The 15,916-nt window shown below is 70.9% G+C and carries 14 protein-coding genes; 5 read left to right on the top strand and 9 right to left on the bottom strand.

The genetic code is table 11. The features are described from left to right. Positions 1 to 282: 282 nt before the first annotated feature. The 3 genes from B0I31_RS08825 to B0I31_RS08815 form a co-directional block, all read right to left on the bottom strand. Positions 283 to 3,126: a vitamin B12-dependent ribonucleotide reductase gene (locus B0I31_RS08825; RefSeq protein ID WP_106614853.1), complete on the bottom strand. Its 2,844-nt coding sequence runs from the start codon at positions 3,124 to 3,126 to the stop codon at positions 283 to 285. A gap of 106 nt (positions 3,127 to 3,232) precedes the next feature. Then, complete coding sequence (nrdR, locus tag B0I31_RS08820; RefSeq protein WP_073886580.1) at positions 3,233 to 3,691, bottom strand: transcriptional regulator NrdR; 459 nt, start codon at positions 3,689 to 3,691, stop codon at positions 3,233 to 3,235. Between the two features lie 275 nt (positions 3,692 to 3,966). Next, positions 3,967 to 4,464 (bottom strand): LysM peptidoglycan-binding domain-containing protein, encoded by a 498-nt coding sequence (locus B0I31_RS08815; RefSeq protein WP_106615383.1) that lies wholly within the window; start codon positions 4,462 to 4,464, stop codon positions 3,967 to 3,969. A 241-nt stretch (positions 4,465 to 4,705) separates the two neighbouring features. Between B0I31_RS08815 and lexA the strand changes: the two genes are divergently transcribed. Further along, positions 4,706 to 5,383, top strand: a complete 678-nt coding sequence (gene lexA / locus B0I31_RS08810) for a transcriptional repressor LexA (protein ID WP_241828507.1) — start codon at positions 4,706 to 4,708, stop codon at positions 5,381 to 5,383. Between the two features lie 22 nt (positions 5,384 to 5,405). Here the strand turns inward: lexA and B0I31_RS08805 are convergent, their stop codons facing one another. The 3 genes from B0I31_RS08805 to B0I31_RS08795 are packed head-to-tail and all read right to left on the bottom strand — an operon-like array spanning position 5,406 to position 8,428. Beyond that, entirely contained in the window at positions 5,406 to 6,407 is a 1,002-nt protein-coding gene (locus tag B0I31_RS08805) for a hypothetical protein (RefSeq protein ID WP_106614852.1), read from the bottom strand. 37 nt (positions 6,408 to 6,444) lie between these two features. Beyond that, positions 6,445 to 7,890, bottom strand: a complete 1,446-nt coding sequence (hflX, locus tag B0I31_RS08800; RefSeq protein WP_106614851.1) for a GTPase HflX — start codon at positions 7,888 to 7,890, stop codon at positions 6,445 to 6,447. A 43-nt stretch (positions 7,891 to 7,933) separates the two neighbouring features. Further along, positions 7,934 to 8,428, bottom strand: a complete 495-nt coding sequence (locus tag B0I31_RS08795; RefSeq protein ID WP_106614850.1) for an ArsR/SmtB family transcription factor — start codon at positions 8,426 to 8,428, stop codon at positions 7,934 to 7,936. 62 nt (positions 8,429 to 8,490) lie between these two features. Here B0I31_RS08795 and B0I31_RS08790 point away from each other — a divergent pair, with 62 nt between their 5' ends. The 3 genes from B0I31_RS08790 to B0I31_RS08780 are packed head-to-tail and all read left to right on the top strand — an operon-like array spanning position 8,491 to position 11,774. Then, entirely contained in the window at positions 8,491 to 9,708 is a 1,218-nt protein-coding gene (locus B0I31_RS08790) for an MFS transporter (RefSeq protein ID WP_106614849.1), read from the top strand. Then, the gene (locus B0I31_RS08785) at positions 9,692 to 10,921 is read left to right on the top strand and encodes an MFS transporter (RefSeq protein ID WP_106614848.1); all 1,230 of its coding nucleotides are present in this window, start codon (positions 9,692 to 9,694) and stop codon (positions 10,919 to 10,921) included. The genes B0I31_RS08790 and B0I31_RS08785 overlap by 17 nt, the downstream gene beginning before the upstream one ends. Continuing rightward, a complete protein-coding gene (locus B0I31_RS08780; protein WP_106614847.1) occupies positions 10,914 to 11,774 on the top strand; it encodes an SMP-30/gluconolactonase/LRE family protein in 861 nt (286 codons plus the stop codon). Before B0I31_RS08785 ends, B0I31_RS08780 begins: the two co-directional genes overlap by 8 nt. On the opposite strand, the gene dapF is transcribed toward B0I31_RS08780, so the two are convergent. From dapF to B0I31_RS08765, 3 genes are read right to left on the bottom strand one after another with little or no spacing between them, the layout of a single operon-like run. Further along, on the bottom strand, positions 11,771 to 12,571 hold the full coding sequence (gene dapF, locus B0I31_RS08775; protein WP_106615382.1) for a diaminopimelate epimerase: 801 nt from the start codon (positions 12,569 to 12,571) through the stop codon (positions 11,771 to 11,773). The two genes, B0I31_RS08780 and dapF, sit on opposite strands and share 4 nt — an antisense overlap. Positions 12,572 to 12,581: 10 nt before the next feature. Next, positions 12,582 to 13,490, bottom strand: coding sequence for a tRNA (adenosine(37)-N6)-dimethylallyltransferase MiaA (gene miaA, locus B0I31_RS08770; protein WP_219910649.1), 909 nt, complete (start codon positions 13,488 to 13,490; stop codon positions 12,582 to 12,584). A 4-nt stretch (positions 13,491 to 13,494) separates the two neighbouring features. Then, positions 13,495 to 14,205: a class III extradiol dioxygenase subunit B-like domain-containing protein gene (locus tag B0I31_RS08765; protein ID WP_106614846.1), complete on the bottom strand. Its 711-nt coding sequence runs from the start codon at positions 14,203 to 14,205 to the stop codon at positions 13,495 to 13,497. 185 nt (positions 14,206 to 14,390) lie between these two features. On the opposite strand from B0I31_RS08765, the gene B0I31_RS08760 reads away from it, so the two are divergent. Next, positions 14,391 to 15,725 carry a DUF349 domain-containing protein gene (locus B0I31_RS08760; RefSeq protein WP_106614845.1) on the top strand — a complete coding sequence of 445 codons (1,335 nt, stop codon included), beginning with the start codon at positions 14,391 to 14,393 and terminating at the stop codon, positions 15,723 to 15,725. Positions 15,726 to 15,916 lie beyond the last annotated feature (191 nt).

Genomic DNA, 15,916 nt, shown 5'->3' with positions numbered 1-15,916 from the left:
ATGGATGGAGGGGCGGCAACAGCGGCTGCCCCTCCATCGTCGTGGCGCCGTAGGCGCGTGTTGGCTGCAGGTCAGCTCGACACCGTTGTCGTCACTTCGATTCCTTCACGGTCGTCGAAGGATGCGACTTGCCGTGCTTCTTGGTTGCGCAGCGACCGGTCTTCGCACTGCGGTACTTCGCAGCCATGGCGAGGACCCGTCCGCTGCAGAGGGCTCAGGTGCTCTCGCTCTGAACTGACTGAACTGGGCCCCGGCGTTGGCGTGCCGGGGCCCAGTTGTCTGTCAGCTGCAGCCCGAGGTGGAGCCGCAGCCCTCGCACAGGTAGCACGAGCCGGCCGGGCGCATCTTCGTGCCGCACGTCATGCACAGCGGAGCGTCGGCGGCCTTGCCCAGGTGCAGTTCGAGCAGTTCCGTGGAGCTGCCCACCTTGATGTCCTGCGGCTTGGACTTCTTCTCCGCGGGAGCCGGGTCGGTGGTCGGGGTGGCGTCGACCGACGTGCGCAGGCCTTCCAGGTCCACGTCACCGCTGCCGTAGTCGGACGCCACCTGCGCGGTGCGCTCGTCGGCGGTGAAGATGCCCAGCTGGGCCCGCTTCTCGAACGGCAGGTAGTCCAGCGCCAAGCGGCGGAACAGGTAGTCCAGGACGCTGGTCGCGATGCGGACGTCCGGGTCGTCGGTCATGCCCGCCGGCTCGAAGCGCAGGTTCTGGAACTTCGAGACGTAGAACTCCAGCGGGATGCCGTACTGCAGGCCCACCGAGATGGACATCGAGAACGCGTCCATCACGCCGGCCAGCGTCGAGCCCTGCTTGCCCAGCTTGACGAAGATCTCGCCGAGGCCGTCGTCCGGGTACGAACCGGCGTGCAGGTAGCCCTCCGCGCCGCCGACCGTGAACGACACCGTCTGCGACGGGCGCTTCTTCGGCAGCCGCTTGCGCACCGGGCGGTACTCCACGACCGTCTCGGGCTTCGCCTCGGCCGTGGCCGCCGCCTTGGCCGACTTGCCCGCCGACAGCGGCTGGCCGACCTTGCAGTTGTCGCGGTAGATCGCCAGCGCCTTCAGGCCCAGCTTCCAACCCTGGTAGTAGATCTCCTCGACGTCCTCGACGGTCGCCGTCTCCGGCATGTTCACCGTCTTGGAGATCGCGCCCGAGATGAACGGCTGCACCGCGGCCATCATCCGCACGTGGCCCATCGGCGCGATCGAGCGGTCGCCCATGGCGCAGTCGAACACCTCGTAGTGCTCCGGCCGCAGACCCGGCGCGTCCACCACGTGGCCGTGCTCGCCGATGAACTCGACGATCGCCTCGATCTGCTCCTGCTGGTAGCCCAGCACCTGCAGCGCCCGCGGCACAGTCTGGTTGACGATCTGCATGGAGCCGCCGCCGACCAGCTTCTTGAACTTCACCAGCGCCAGGTCCGGCTCGATACCGGTGGTGTCGCAGTCCATCATCAGGCCGATGGTGCCGGTGGGCGCGAGCACGCTGGCCTGCGCGTTGCGCCAGCCGTTGCGGGCACCGATGCGCTGGCACTCCTGCCACGCCTTGGTCGCGACCTTCTGCACCGCGCCGTCGTTCGCGTGGTACGTGCGCAGCATGTCGTTGGCGGCCGAGTGCTTGCGGATGACCCGCTGGTGCGCCTCGGCGTTGCGGGCGTAGCCGTCGTACGGGCCGACGATGCCCGCCAGCTCCGCGGACCGCTTGTAGGCCACGGCCTGCATCAGGGACGTGATCGCGGCGGCCAGCGCGCGGCCACCCTCGGAGTCGTACGCGTGACCGGTCGCCATGAGCAGCGCGCCCAGGTTCGCGTAGCCGATGCCCAGCTGGCGGAACGCACGGGTCGTCTCGCCGATCGCGGGGGTCGGGAAGTCCGCGAAGCAGATCGAGATGTCCATCGCGGTGATGATCAGCTCGACCGACTTGGCGAACAGCTCCGCGTTGAACGTGCCGTCGTCGGACAGGAACTTCATCAGGTTCAACGACGCCAGGTTGCAGCTGGAGTTGTCCAGGTGCATGTACTCCGAGCACGGGTTCGAGGCCGTGATGCGGCCCGACTCCGGCGTGGTGTGCCAGTCGTTGATCGTGCCGTCGTACTGGATGCCCGGGTCGGCGCACTCCCACGCGGCCTGCGCCAGCTTGCGGAACAGGCCCTTGGCGTCCACGTGCTCGATGACCTCGCCGGTCATCCGGGCGCGCAGGCCGAACTGGCCGCCGTTCTCGTAGGCGTGCATGAACTCGTCCGACACGCGGATCGAGTTGTTCGCGTTCTGGTACTGCACGGACACGATGTCCTTGCCGCCCAGGTCCATGTCGAACCCGGCGTCGCGCAGCGCGCGGACCTTGTCCTCTTCGCGCGCCTTGGTCTCGATGAACTCCTCGACGTCCGGGTGGTCGACGTCCAGCACGACCATCTTCGCCGCACGGCGGGTCGCGCCACCGGACTTGATGGTGCCCGCGGACGCGTCCGCGCCGCGCATGAACGAGACCGGGCCGGACGCCGTGCCGCCGGAGGACAGCAGCTCCTTGGACGAGCGGATGCGGGAGAGGTTCAGGCCCGCGCCGGAGCCGCCCTTGAAGATCAGGCCCTCCTCGCGGTACCAGTTCAGGATCGACTCCATCGTGTCGTCGACCGACAGGATGAAGCAGGCGCTGACCTGCTGGGGGGAGGTGGTGCCGACGTTGAACCACACCGGCGAGTTGAAGCTGAACACCTGGTGCAGCAGCATCCAGGTCAGCTCGTGCTCGTAGATCTCGGCGTCGTCGTCGGTGGTGAAGTAGCCGTGCTTGAGGCCCGCCTCGACGTAGGTCTTCACCACGCGGTCGATGAGCTGCTTGAGGCTGTGCTCGCGCTGCGGCGTGCCCACCGCGCCGCGGAAGTACTTGCTGGTGACGATGTTGGTGGCGTTGACCGACCAGAAGTCGGGGAACTCGACGCCGCGCTGCTCGAAGTTCACCGAGCCGTCGCGCCAGTTCGTCATGACGACGTCGCGGTGCTCCCAGGTGACCTCGTCATAGGGGTGCTTGCCCGCTGTGGTGTAGACGCGCTCCACCTTCAGCTTGGCGTTCTTGTCCCCCGCGCCGTTGCGGGTGGCCGTCTTCTTGCTGGAGCCACCGACGGTCTCCGTCATCCCGGGTCCCTCTCGTCTTGCTCGTCTTGGAAAAATTCTCTGCGGCGCGACCACGTCCGGGCTCCCCGTCCGAGGCGGTCACGCGGTTGTCCTGCGTCGCGTCCGCTCAGTCGTCAGTGCGCTGGGCGGTGCGAAGATCGGCGATCTCCTTCTCGAAGTCCTCGACGGACGAGAAGGACCTGTAAACGGAGGCGAAGCGGAGGTAGGCCACCTCGTCCAGGTCGCGCAGCGGGCCGAGGATGGCCAGGCCGACCTCGTGGCTCGGGATCTCGGCGTTGCCGCCCGAGCGGATGGACTCCTCGACGCGGTGCGCCAGCTGCTGGAGCGCGTCCTCGTCGACCGGGCGGCCCTGGCAGGCGCGGCGCACGCCGTTGACGACCTTGTCGCGGCTGAACGGCTCGGTGACGCCGGAGCGCTTGACCACCGCGAGCACGGCTTCCTCCACGGTGGTGAACCGGCGACCGCAGCTCGAGCACGAGCGCCTGCGGCGGATCACCTGGCCCTCGTCGACCTCGCGCGAATCGACCACACGGCTGTCGGCGTTGCGGCAGAACGGGCATCGCACGGCTGGTCTCCCCTCCTCCGCGCAGCATCCATCGCGTCAGCCCACGTGATGGGGAAAACCCAACCTGTGGACTAACTACAACGGTGTAACCACTAGATGTAGGGGTCAACCTATGCCCAAGGCCCACGGCGAGGCAAGTCGAAAGAGGGCGTGTCCCGTCACTCGGACGGAGGAACCGGGCGAGTCTCCCAAAACGCGCGAACGCGCTCGCAAACCTCCGCGAGCGCGTTCGGCAGGGCTGGGCAGCGGGCGTTCCGGGGCGCCGCCGGCGGCGGTCAGGGGGCGCTGTGGGGGACGACCAGCGACTGGCCGGGGAGGACGTCGGAGTCCGGGAGGGCGTTCAGCTCGCGGATGCGGGCGACGACGGCGTCCGGGTCGCTGGCGGGGGCGCTGCGCTCGGCGACGTCCCACAGGGTCTCGCCCACTTGGACGTGCACGACGCTGGTGCGTTCGGGGACGGTGGTGGCGCCGGAGACGTACAGGTAGAGCAGGCTCAGCAGGGCGGCGAAGGCCGCGGCGACCGCCGCGTAGGCGACGAACTGGACGGCGGGGTGGCGGCGCGGCCGGGCCTCGCAGGCGACCGGCTCCGGCGCGGTCTGGCGCACCGCGACCGGCCGGGGGCGGGTCGACGGGCGGCGGTTGTCCTTATCGTGTACCTCGAACCGGCGAAGGACCCGTGGTCCAGGTCGCAATCCCGCGCCGAGGGCGACATCCTCGACACCGGCACCGTCCACCAGTTCGAAGCTGTTCCGGGTGCCAATGACCACCGCCATGATGTCCTCCAACGCAGGTCATCCGATCATGATCGAACCTGTGTTCGATCGAACGTCCGTGCGAATGTCTACCACTTCGCCGGGCGAAATCGCTAGGACACGCCGAGCTTTACTTCGAACAGGTGTTTGATCTGGACACGGAACGCGACTACCGTCCACAAGTGAAGATCGTCGGAGAGCCGGCCTGGGCAATCGGGACCGGTGAGGAGGAAGCACCGTGGCACGCAAGACCAACGAAGACCTGCGCACCGCAGCCGTGCCCTCCGCGCCCGAACCGGCGGACATCGCGGGCAACGCCGGGCTCACCCTGCGCCAGCGCAAGGTGCTCGACGTGATCCGCGACTGGCTCGACCGGTTCGGCTACCCGCCCAGCGTGCGTGAGATCGGGGAGGCGGTCGGCCTGACCTCCACCTCCTCGGTCGCCCACCAGCTGCGCGCGCTGGAGCGGAAGGGGTACCTGCGGCGGGATCCGAACCGGCCGCGCGCGGTGGGCGTGCTGCCCGCGGAGATCGTGACCGGCCTCGACCCGGCCTCCAAGCCGACGCCCGCGTACGTGCCCATGCTGGGCCGCATCGCGGCCGGTGGGCCGATCCTGGCCGAGGAGGCGATCGAGGACGTGTTCCCGCTGCCGCGCGAGATCGTCGGCGAGGGCGACGTGTTCCTGCTGAAGGTCGTGGGTGACTCGATGGTGGACGCCGCCATCACCGATGGCGACTGGGTCGTGGTCCGCCAGCAGCCGACTGCGGACAACGGCGAGGTGGTGGCCGCGATGATCGACGGCGAGGCCACCGTCAAGACGTTCAAGCGCAAGGAGGACGGCCATGTGTGGTTGATGCCGCACAACGAGGCCTACCAGCCGATCCCCGGTGACGAGGCGTCGATCCTGGGCAAGGTCGTGGCGGTCCTGCGCCGGCTGTAGACCCCTGCCGGCTGCAGGCCGTTCACGCCCGACGGCGGCGCGACCGGCGCACGAGTGCTCCTACCAGCACCAACGCCACCGCGCCGCCGCCGACCACCGGCCACGGCGACGACGGGTCGCCGGCCGGGGGAGCAGCGGTGTCGTCCGCGGCCGCCGGGGCGTCCGGTGAAGGCGTGGTGGTGGAAGTGGGCGCGGGCGGCACGGCCAACGCCGCCGCGCCCGTCACCGCGCGCACGGCGGACGACGTGCCACCGGCGTTGCCGAACTCGGACGCCGACAGCAGCGTGCCGTCCGGGTCGAACGCGATCGCCTCGCCCTGCGGCTCACCCGCCAGCGGGACCCGCACCGGGTCCGACTCCAGCGCCTTCGCCAGGTCGCCGTCCGGCACCGGGAACAGGTACGCGTCGGTGTAGGTGCGCAACGCCGCCACCCGCCCGTCCCGGGACATCGCCCCGCCCGTGACCAGGCGCGTCACCACGGAGTTCTGCAACGGCCCGCCCGCGGTGTCCGTCGTGCCGATCGTCACCCGCGCCACCTGCTCCATCGGCGTCGGCGCGCCCTCGCTCAACCCGGACGCGGGCCGGTACACCAGAGCGGAACCGATCGTTTCCTTGGTGACGATGTGCGGAATGCCGGAACCGTCGAGCAACAATGCCTCGGCGTCGTGCTTTCCGTCAGGATACGTCAGTCGGTGCAAACGGGCGCTGCCGTCCGGTGAAACCGCGTGCAATGCCACGGTTTCGCGTGATTTCCCGTTGTCCCCGGTGTCCGCCGCCCAGAGAGTTCCGTCAGGGGCCAGGGCGAGGTCTTCGACGTCGAACGGGTTGTTCGGCGCGGTGATGGTCCGGGTGATCGCGCACGTGCGGTCGAGCACCTGGACCTGCAACCGGCCGTTGTCGCTGTCGTTCACCGCGAACCACTGGTCGCCGTTGGACGCGAGCCCGGACAGCTCCTCCAGGCGCGGGTCGGTCACCGCGCACACGTCGACGACGGCCGGTTCCGCCGCGGCGGAACCGGCCGTCATGACCAGCCCCAGTGCTACCAGCAACGCTCGCAACGGCTCAGGCGCGGCTTCCGTTCACGGCGAACTGCTCCAGCACGCCCGCCAGGTCCGGTCGGACCCGGGCGGACAGCTCGGTGCCCTCCTCGGTGTGCCGCTCCTTGAGCACCTCGCCCTCGCGGTGCACGCGCGCGACCACCTCGCCCCGCGCGTACGGCACGAGCGCGTCGACCACGACCTCCGGACGGGGCGTCATGGCCGCGATGCGCTCACGCAGCTCGGCGATGCCCTCGCCGGTGTGCGCGGACACGAACACCGCTCCGGGGAACAGGTGCCGCAGCCGGGCCTGGCCCAGCTCCGCCACCGAGTCGATCTTGTTCACCACGAGCAGCTCGGTCGGCATCGGGTCGTCGCGCCGCGACGAGATCTCGGTGATCACCTCGCGCACCGCCTTGACCTGCTTCTCCGGCATCGCGTCGGACCCGTCGACCACGTGGACCAGCAGGTCCGCGTCGGCGACCTCCTCCAGCGTCGACCGGAACGCCTCGACCAGCTGGTGCGGCAGGTGCCGCACGAAGCCGACCGTGTCGGTCAACGTGTAGGGCAGGCCCTCGGGCGTCTCGGTGCGCCGCGTGGTCGGGTCGAGGGTCGCGAACAGCGCGTCCTGCACCAGCACCCCCGCGCCGGTCAGCGCGTTGAGCAGGCTGGACTTGCCCGCGTTGGTGTACCCCGCGATCGCCACGTTCGGCACCGAGTTGGCCACCCGGCGGTGCCGCTTGGTCTCCCGGATGACGCTCATCGCGGCGATCTCGCGGCGCAGCTTGGAGATGCGCGCGCGGATGCGCCTGCGGTCGGTCTCGAGCTTGGTCTCACCGGGACCGCGCAGGCCCACGCCGCCGTTGCCGCCGCCGGCACGACCACCGGCCTGCCGGGACAGCGACGCACCCCAACCGCGCAGTCGCGGCAGCAGGTACTGCAGCTGGGCCATCTCGACCTGCGCCTTGCCCTCGCGCGTGGACGCGTGCTGGGCGAAGATGTCGAGGATCAGCGCGGTGCGGTCGACGACCTTGACCTTGAGTTTCTCCTCCAGCTGCCGCAGCTGGCCGGGGGAGAGCTCGCCGTCGCAGATCACCGTGTCCGCGCCGGTCGCGATCACGATGTCGCGCAGCTCGTGGACCTTGCCGGAACCGATGTAGGTGGCCGGGTCGGGCCGGTCGCGCCGCTGCACGAGGCCTTCCAGCACCTCGGAGCCCGCGGTCTCGGCGAGCAGGGCCAGTTCCGCCAGGGACGCGTCCGAGTCGGCCGCCGTGCCCTCGGTCCACACGCCGACCAGCACGACCCGCTCCAGCCGGAGCTGGCGGTACTCGACCTCGGTGACGTCCTCGAGCTCGGTGGACAACCCGGCTACGCGGCGCAGCGCGGCACGCTCTTCGAGCGCCATGTCGCCGGTGGACAGCTCGTCCTCGTGGTCGAGCCAGTCGTTGCTGTTGTACGTGTTTTCCGTCATTTGCCCTTCATCGTCCCACGGCACCCCGACCCGGACCGAGTGGTTAATCGCCTGGGTAGAGCGCCAGGTAGATCGCCACGCGTTCCCCGTCTGGGTGGGCCGGCTCGGTTGCCAGCTCATCCAACAACGTCTGGAGGCGCCGTTTTAGTTCCTCGGGGTCCACCCGGGTGACGAGGCGGAACTGCTTCATGGCGGCCGGGCCCACCTCCGCGACCTCGCTCAGGAACGCCTGGAACACGGCCTCGCTGGTCTGCTCCGAGAACGGGATGTCGCCCTTGGTGAGCCGCCAGGACAGCCCGGTCGACTTGTAGGGGATCTCCCGCGCGCCGCGGTTGCCGGTGCGCTCCTCTTGGGGCTCCAGGAAGCCGGTGGCGACGAGTTTGCGCACGTGGTGGAGGGTGGTGGCGGGGTCTTTGCCCAGCCGTTCGGCGATCTCCTTGTTGGTCAGCGCGCGGTCGTACGTGAGCCGGATGATGCGCAGCCGCACCGCCGAGGCCAGGGCGGCGGCTTCGTCGTCGGTCGCCGGGCGTCTCTCCACCGGCCAAGCATAGAGACCGGAGTGATTGACAGTTTCCAATCACTCCCGCGAGACTTCCCGCCGTGTCCCTCTGGTCTCATCGCGACTTCCGCCTGCTGTGGGCAGGCGACACCGTCAGCCAGTTCGGCTCCACGATCGGCCGCACGGTGTTGCCGCTGCTCGCGGTGGGCGCGCTGGCCGCCACGCCGTTCGAGATGGGCGTGCTCTCGGCGGCGGGCACGGCCGCGTTCCTGCTGATCGGGCTGCCCGCCGGGGTGTGGGTGGACCGGCTCAGGCGCCGCCCGGTGATGCTGGTCGCCGACTTCACCCGAGCGGCGCTGCTGCTGTCCGTGCCGTTGGCGTGGTGGCTGGGCGTGCTCACGCTGGCCCAGCTCGTCGTGGTAGCCCTGCTGGTCGGCGCGGCCACGGTCATGTTCGACGTGGCCTACCAGTCGTACCTGCCGTCCCTGGTCGGGCGCGAGCAGCTGGTCGACGGCAACTCGAAGCTGGAGGCCAGCCGGGCCGTGGCGGAGGTGTCCGGTCCGGCCGCGGCCGGTGGGGTGGCGCAGCTGGTCGGCGCGGCGATCGGCGTGCTGGCCACCGCGGTCGGCTACCTGGTGTCGGCGTTGTTCCTGCTGCGCATCCGCACGGAGGAGCCGCCGCCGCGGCAGCCGGACAAGCCCGGGTTGGTGCACGAGATCGCCGAGGGCCTGAGGTTCGTCTTCGGGCACCGGTCGCTGCGCGCGATCGTCGGCTGCACGGGCACCGCGAACTTCTTCGGCGGCATGGCGGCGGCCGTGCTGGTGCTGTTCCTGGTCCGCGAGCTGGGCCTGTCCGAGGGTGTGGTGGGCCTGGTGCTCAGCACGGCGGGCATCGGCGGCGTGCTGGGCGCGCTGACCGTGAACCGGTGGAACGCGCGCTTCGGCCAGACCAAGGTCATCTGGCTGTCCGGCCTGGTCACGTGGCCGCTCGGGGTGCTCGTCCCGCTCGGCGCGGCGGACTGGCGGATCGTGTTCGTGCTCATCGGCGAGGCGGCGGTGGCGTACGGGGCGACGGTCTACAACATCGCCCAGGTCAGCTACCGGCAGTCCCTGTGCCCGGACCACCTGCTCGGCCGGATGAACGCGAGCATCCGGTTCGTGGTGTGGGGCTCGATGCCGCTGGGCGCCCTGGTCGGCGGCGTGCTCGGCGGTGGCATCGGCATCACGGCCACGTTGGCGCTGGGCATGGCGTTGCAGGCGACGTCCGTGCTGTGGGTGGTGCTGTCGCCGCTGAGGAAACCAGATGCCGTTACCGCGTGACTTCCGGCTGTTCTGGGTCAGCGACGCGGTCAACCAGTTCGGCATCGCGGTCTACACCTTCGTGCTGCCGGTGGTGGCGATCGAGGCGCTGGACGCGTCGGCGTTCCAGGTGGGGGTGCTGACCGCGGCGGGCACGGCCGCGTTCCTGGTCATCGGGCTGCCGGTGGGCGTCTACGTGGACCGGGTGCGCAAGCGGCCGGTGCTGGTGTGGAGCGCGGTCGGGCGCGGGCTGGTGCTGGCCACGGTGCCGGTCGCGGCGTGGCTGGGCGCGCTGACGTTCGGGCACGTGCTGGCGGCCGCGCTGGTCGCCGGTGTGCTGACGGTGTTCTCCGAGGTGGCGTCACAGGCGTACCTGCCGACGTTGGTCGAACGGGACGGGCTGACCGGCGCGAACGGTCGGCTGGTGTCGACGCAGCAGGTGGCGCGGCTGTCCGGGCGGCCGGTGAGCGGGCCGCTGGTGCAGTTCCTGGGCAGCGCCAACGCCGTGCTGGCGATCACGGTGTCGTTCCTGGTGTCCGCCCTGTTGTTGCGGGGCGTGCGGACGCCTGAACGGGCCGTGGAGCGGCGCGAGCGCGCGCTCCGGGCGGAGATGGCGGAAGGGCTCCGGTTCGTGTTCGGGCACCCGCTGTTGCGGCCGGTGGTGTTCTGCACGACGTGGTTCAACCTCACCAACGCCATGTGGGGCGCGGTCAACGTGCTGTTCCTGCTGCGCGACCTGGCGTTGTCGACGACGGTCGCCGCGGTGCTGCTGGGGGTGGGTGGTGCCGGCGGCGCGCTGGCGGGCCTGGTCGCCGGTCGGTTGGCGCGGTTCGGGCAGGTGCGGCTGGTGTGGCTGTCGTTGCTGGTCACGCAGCCGCTGTGGGTGCTGGTGCCGTTGGCCGAGCGGGGGTGGCGGGTGGCGTTGTTCGCGGTCGCCACGCTGGTCACGTCGGCGGGCGTGGTCGTCTACAACGTCGCCCAGGTCAGCCTGCGGCAGGCGTTGTGCCCGGACCGGCTGCTCGGCCGGATGAACGCCAGCGTCCGGTTCCTGGCGTGGGGCGCGATGCCGGTGGGCGCGGTGGCGGGCGGAGCGCTCGCCGAGTGGGTCGGCGTGCGGAACACGTTGTGGATCGCGTCGGTGGGGATGCTCTTGTCCGTCGTTTGGGTACTCCTGTCACCGCTGCGGTCGATGCGGGACCTGCCCGTGATCACTAGCGTCGAGCGGCATGGCTGACACCACCGTGCTGCGCGAAGGTCTCCGGTTCGGCGAGGGCCCGCGGCAGGGGCCGGACGGGCGCCTGCACTACTCGGACTTCTACGACCACGAGGTCCGGGCGCTCGACCTGGGCACGGGCGAGGAGGAGGTCGTCTGCGAGGTGCCGGAGCAGCCCTCGGGGCTGGGCTGGCTGCCGGACGGGCGGCTGCTCGTGGTGTCGATGAAGGACCGCAAGGTGCTGCGGCTGGAGGACGGCGGTGCGTTGGTCGAGCACGCCGACCTGGACGGCGTCGCCACCTTCCACGCCAACGACATGCTGGTCGACGCGCACGGCCGCGCGTACGTCGGCAACTTCGGCTTCGACCTGCACGCCGCCATCGCGGCTGGTGGCGAGGCACCGATGCTGCAACCGGACTGGGTCGCGCCCGGCACGCCGTTGGCGCTGGTCAGGCCGGACGGGTCGGTCGAGGTGGCCGCCGAGGACCTGAAGTTCCCGAACGGGATGGGGTTGCTGCCGGACGGCCGGCTGGTGGTGGCCGAGACGCTGGCCTTCGGGCTGACGGTGTTCGACGTGGACCCGGACGGCCGGTTGTCCGGGAGGCGGGTGTTCGCGTTCTTGCGCGACCACGGCATCGCGCCGGACGGCATCGCGGTGGACGACGACGGCGGTGTGTGGGTCGCGCCCGCGCTCCAGCCGTTCGTGTTCCGGGTGGAGGAGGGTGGGGAGATCACCCGGAAGGTGGAGACCGGTCAGGTCTGCTTCGCGGTCGCGATCGTGGATGGCAGGCTGGTCTGCTGCACGGCGCCCAGTTCGCAGCCCGAGGTGGTGTCGGGCGCGCGGTTGGGCAGGTTGGAGGTGTTCGACCTCTAGAGCGCGTCCCACCAGGCCTGGTCGAGTTCGCCGCGGGCCAGCAGGACGGCCGGGCCGGTGAGCGTGGAGCCCTCCTCCTCGATCACCACGGACACCTGTCCACCGAGGACGTCCACAGTGGCCTTGCCGGTGCGCCGACCCGTCCCGTACAGCCACGACGCCACCGAGGCGACGGTGCCCGTGCCGCAGGACCGGGTCTCGCCCACGCCGCGCTCGTGCACGCGCATCCGCAGGGCGCCGTCGTCGAGGACGTTGACGAACTCCACGTTCACGCCGTGCGGGAACTGCACCGGGTCGTGACCGGGCGGCAGCTTCAGGTCGAGCTCCGCGACCGGCACCTCGGTCACGCACGCCAGGTGCGGGTTGCCGACGTCCACCGCGACACCGCCGAACGCGCTGCCGCCGACCGTGGCCGTGCCGGTGCCGGTGACCAGCACCCGACCCATGTCCACGGTCACCGTGCCGTCGTCGTGCACGGTGACGTGCCGCTCACCGGCGCGCGTGCCCACGGTGAACTCCCCCGAAGGCATCAACTCGGCCTCGACCAGGTACTTCGCGAACACCCGGACGCCGTTGCCGCACATCTCGGCGATCGAGCCGTCGGCGTTGCGGTAGTCCATGAACCACGGGCCGAAGTCGGGCCGCACGACCCGCAGCACGCCATCCGCGCCCAAGCCGCGCCGCCGGTCGCAGAGCGCGCGCACCCGCGACTCGGTCAGGTCCAGCAGGCCGTCCGCGTCGGGCAGCACGACGAAGTCGTTCTCGGTGCCGTGGCCCTTCAGAAACTCGATCCCCACGGGCACCAGGCTACGGTGCCACCAGCTTGAGCACGTCCTCGGCCAGGGTGGCGGAGCCGGCGTCGAACCAGGTGACCCGCCGGTCGCGGCGGAACCAGGACCGCTGCTTGCGCACGAACCGCCGGGTGGCCTGCGCGGTCGTGGCGGCGGCTTCGTCCAGCGGGTACTCGCCGTCGAACGCGGCCAGCACCTGCTGGTAGCCCAGCGCGCGGGACGCCGTGCGCCCGTCGCGCAGGCCGCGTGCCTCCAGGGCGCGCACCTCGTCCACCAGGCCCTGGTCGAACATGCGCGTGACGCGTGCGTCGACCCGCTCGTCCAGTTCGGACACGTCGCGGTCGAGGCCGACGAGCACGGTGCCGAAGCGGGCCGGGCCCGGTTTGGGCAGGGTGGCGGAGAACGGCTGACCGGTCAGCTCGATCACTTCGAGCGCGCGGACGACGCGGCGGCCGTTGCTGGGCAGGATCGCGAGCGCGGCGGCCGGGTCGAGCTGTGCCAGCCGTCCGTGCAGCGTCTCCGACCCGAACACGGCCAGTTCCTGTTCGAGCTGGGTGCGGATCTTCTCGTCCGTGCCGGGGAACGTGAGGTCGTCCAGCACGGCCTGCACGTACAGGCCCGAGCCGCCGACCAGGACGGGGGTGCGGTGCTCGGCGAGCAGGCGTTCGATGGCGGAGCGCGCTTCGCGCTGGTAGGCGGCCACGGACGCGGTCTCGGTCACGTCGAGCACGTCGAGCAGGTGGTGGGGGACGCCGTGGCGCTCGGGCTCGGTGATCTTGGCCGTACCGATGTCCATGCCCCGGTAGAGCTGCATCGCGTCGGCGTTGACCACCTCGCCGCCCAGTTCGACGGCCAGCCGCACGGCGAGGTCGGACTTGCCGGTGGCAGTGGGTCCGACGACGGCGATGGGGATCGGGGTGCGCACGCCCTCAAGCCTCCCAGACCGCGAAGTGGTAGCCGACGCCGAACGGGACCTGGAACGAGGACCGGGTGCAGCGCCACGGGCCCGGGATGCCGGCGGCCACCTGCCACGCGGCCCGGCCTTCGGCGCCCAGTTCGGCGGCGGTGCCGGGGTCGAGGGCGCGCAGGGCGGCGGTGTCGGCGGTGGCCAGCGCCTTGCGGACGTCCTCGTCGAAGGGGCCGGCGCGGTCGTCGGGGCGGCCCACGGCCAGGTCGCCGTGGCGGTGGGAGCCGTCGCCGAGGATCAGCACGGCGGGTGAGCCGGCCAGGCGTCGGCCGAGGGCGACGCAGTCGGAGGTGGGCAGGTCGGGTGGGACGAGGTGGACGCGGACCGTGCGGGCGCCCACCCGTTCGCGCAGCCAGGCGGCGATGAGGGCGGGGAGGGGGAGGTCGTCGTCCGTCTGGTCGGTCGGGTCGGTCGGGTCTGTGGAGGCGGGGGAGGCCGCCAGGGATACCCGCACGTCGACCCCGAAGCCGCGGAACGTGCCGGAGACGCCCTCGACGGTCCGCGGGCCGGACGGGTCGACGCCGATGGCCACCCAGTCGGGGGAGTGGGCGGCCAGGTCCCGGGCCGCGTCCAGGCACGCCGAGCGCACCGGTTCGGTGTCCGCCGCGGCCCCGGAGACCAGTTCGGGCACCAGCAGCGGAGGGTGCGGCACGACCACCAGGCGCGAGATCATGGCAGTCCACGCTACTCATCGGCCACCACCGGTACCGATGCGAGCCTTGACCTGTTTGAATGCGCGCGAGGTACTGGGCACTCTTAGGGAGCGTCGCGGTACTCGGGTGCTGGGCCCCGTCGTAGGCGGGGCGCCCGTGGTCGGCACGGGCACCACGAAGTGGGCAGGCGAGGAGGAAGCCGGCGATGACGGAGCACGAGACGACACCGGGAACCACTGGCGACAGTGGTGCGGGGGCGGTGGTCGAGGAGACCCGGGTGGAAGCGACGCCGGTCGTGGCGCCACCGCCGGTCCCCGTGGCGTCGGACCACCCTGACCGCTGGGGGCGCGTGGACGCGGACGGCACCGTCTACGTCAAGACGGACGAGGGCGAGCGGGTCGTCGGTTCCTGGCAGGCAGGCGAGCCCGCCGAGGGCCTGGCGCACTTCGCGCGCCGGTTCGACGACATCCGCACCGAGGTCGAGCTGCTGGTGACGCGGCTGTCCTCCGGCGCGGGCGACCCCAAGCACGCGATGACCAGCGCGAAGCACGTCCAGGAGAGCCTGGCCGACGCGGCGGTGGTCGGTGACCTCGCCGCCCTGGCCGCACGCGTCGAGTACGTGCTGGTCCTGGCCGAGAAGGGCCTGGAGGCCGCGAAGGCCGCCAAGGACGAGGCACGGGCGGCGGCGGGCGCGCGCAAGTTGGAGCTGGTCGAGGAGGCCGAGGTACTGGCCAACGAGTCGACCCAGTGGAAGGCGGCGGGCGACCGGCTGCGGCAGATCCTGGACGAGTGGAAGACCATTCGCGGGGTCGACCGCAAGACCGACGAGCAGCTGTGGCGGCGGTTCTCCAAGGCGCGTGACGCGTTCAACCGCAGGCGCGGGTCGCACTTCGCCGACCTGGACCGGCAGCGCAGCGTGGCCAAGAACCGCAAGCAGGAACTGGTCGAAGAGGCCGAGAAGCTCATCGAGTCCGACGACTGGGGCCCCACGGCCGGTCGGTACAAGGAGCTGATGGTCGAGTGGAAGGCCGCCGGGCGTGCGCCCAAGGAGGCCGACGACGCGTTGTGGCAGCGTTTCCGGGCCGCGCAGGACGCGTTCTTCGCCAAGCGGTCGGAGGCGTTCAGCGAGCGTGACGCCGAGTTCTCGGCCAACGCGAAGCTGAAGGAGGAACTGCTCGCCGAAGCCGAGCGGATCGACCCGTCGGTGGACTTGGAGGCTGCTCGGCAGCAGCTCTACAAGATCCAGGAGCGGTGGGACGCGATCGGCAAGGTGCCGCGCGAGCGGGTCCGGGAGCTGGAAGGAAAGCTCCGGACGATCGAGGAGCGGGTCCGGGGCGCGGTCGACGCGCAGTGGCGCAAGTCCGACCCGGAGGCCGAGGCTCGGGTCGCGCAGTTCCGCGAGCGGGTGGAGCAGTTCGAGGCCCAGGCGGAGAAGGCGCGGTCGGCCGGGGACAAGCGGCGGGCCGAGCAGGCTGAGGCGCAGGCCAAGCAGTGGCGTGAGTGGTTGGCAGCGGCTGAGCAGGCCGTGGCCAGTCGGTAATTGAATTTGGTCGGTCCGGTCGGTCGGTCGGTCCGGTCGGAGTCGGCGGTTTAGCTGCGGGTCGATTCCTCAAGTCCGGCTCGATGATCAAGTCCGGCTCGATTTGACATGGGGCCCCTTACGGGTACTCCAGGCAGGCCAAAGCCGGCAGGCCCGGCGGGGAAAAGCGTCCCGCCAGGCCTGCCGGCTTC

It is taken from the genome of Saccharothrix carnea, from assembly GCF_003014735.1.
Classification (GTDB): Bacteria; Actinomycetota; Actinomycetes; order Mycobacteriales; family Pseudonocardiaceae; genus Actinosynnema; species Actinosynnema carneum.
This window is presented reverse-complemented; position numbering and strand designations above follow the sequence as displayed.

Bases quoted from the DNA above. Each gene is read 5' to 3' on its own strand.
- B0I31_RS08765 (WP_106614846.1), bottom strand. From the start codon at position 14,205: ATGATCTCGCGCCTGGTGGTCGTGCCGCACCCTCCGCTGCTGGTGCCC.
- B0I31_RS08805 (WP_106614852.1), bottom strand. From the start codon at position 6,407: ATGACGGCCGGTTCCGCCGCGGCGGAACCGGCCGTCGTCGACGTGTGC.
- hflX (WP_106614851.1), bottom strand. From the start codon at position 7,890: ATGACGGAAAACACGTACAACAGCAACGACTGGCTCGACCACGAGGAC.
- B0I31_RS08815 (WP_106615383.1), bottom strand. From the start codon at position 4,464: ATGGCGGTGGTCATTGGCACCCGGAACAGCTTCGAACTGGTGGACGGT.
- B0I31_RS08760 (WP_106614845.1), top strand. From the start codon at position 14,391: ATGACGGAGCACGAGACGACACCGGGAACCACTGGCGACAGTGGTGCG.
- B0I31_RS08785 (WP_106614848.1), top strand. From the start codon at position 9,692: ATGCCGTTACCGCGTGACTTCCGGCTGTTCTGGGTCAGCGACGCGGTC.
- B0I31_RS08825 (WP_106614853.1), bottom strand. From the start codon at position 3,126: ATGACGGAGACCGTCGGTGGCTCCAGCAAGAAGACGGCCACCCGCAAC.
- B0I31_RS08780 (WP_106614847.1), top strand. From the start codon at position 10,914: ATGGCTGACACCACCGTGCTGCGCGAAGGTCTCCGGTTCGGCGAGGGC.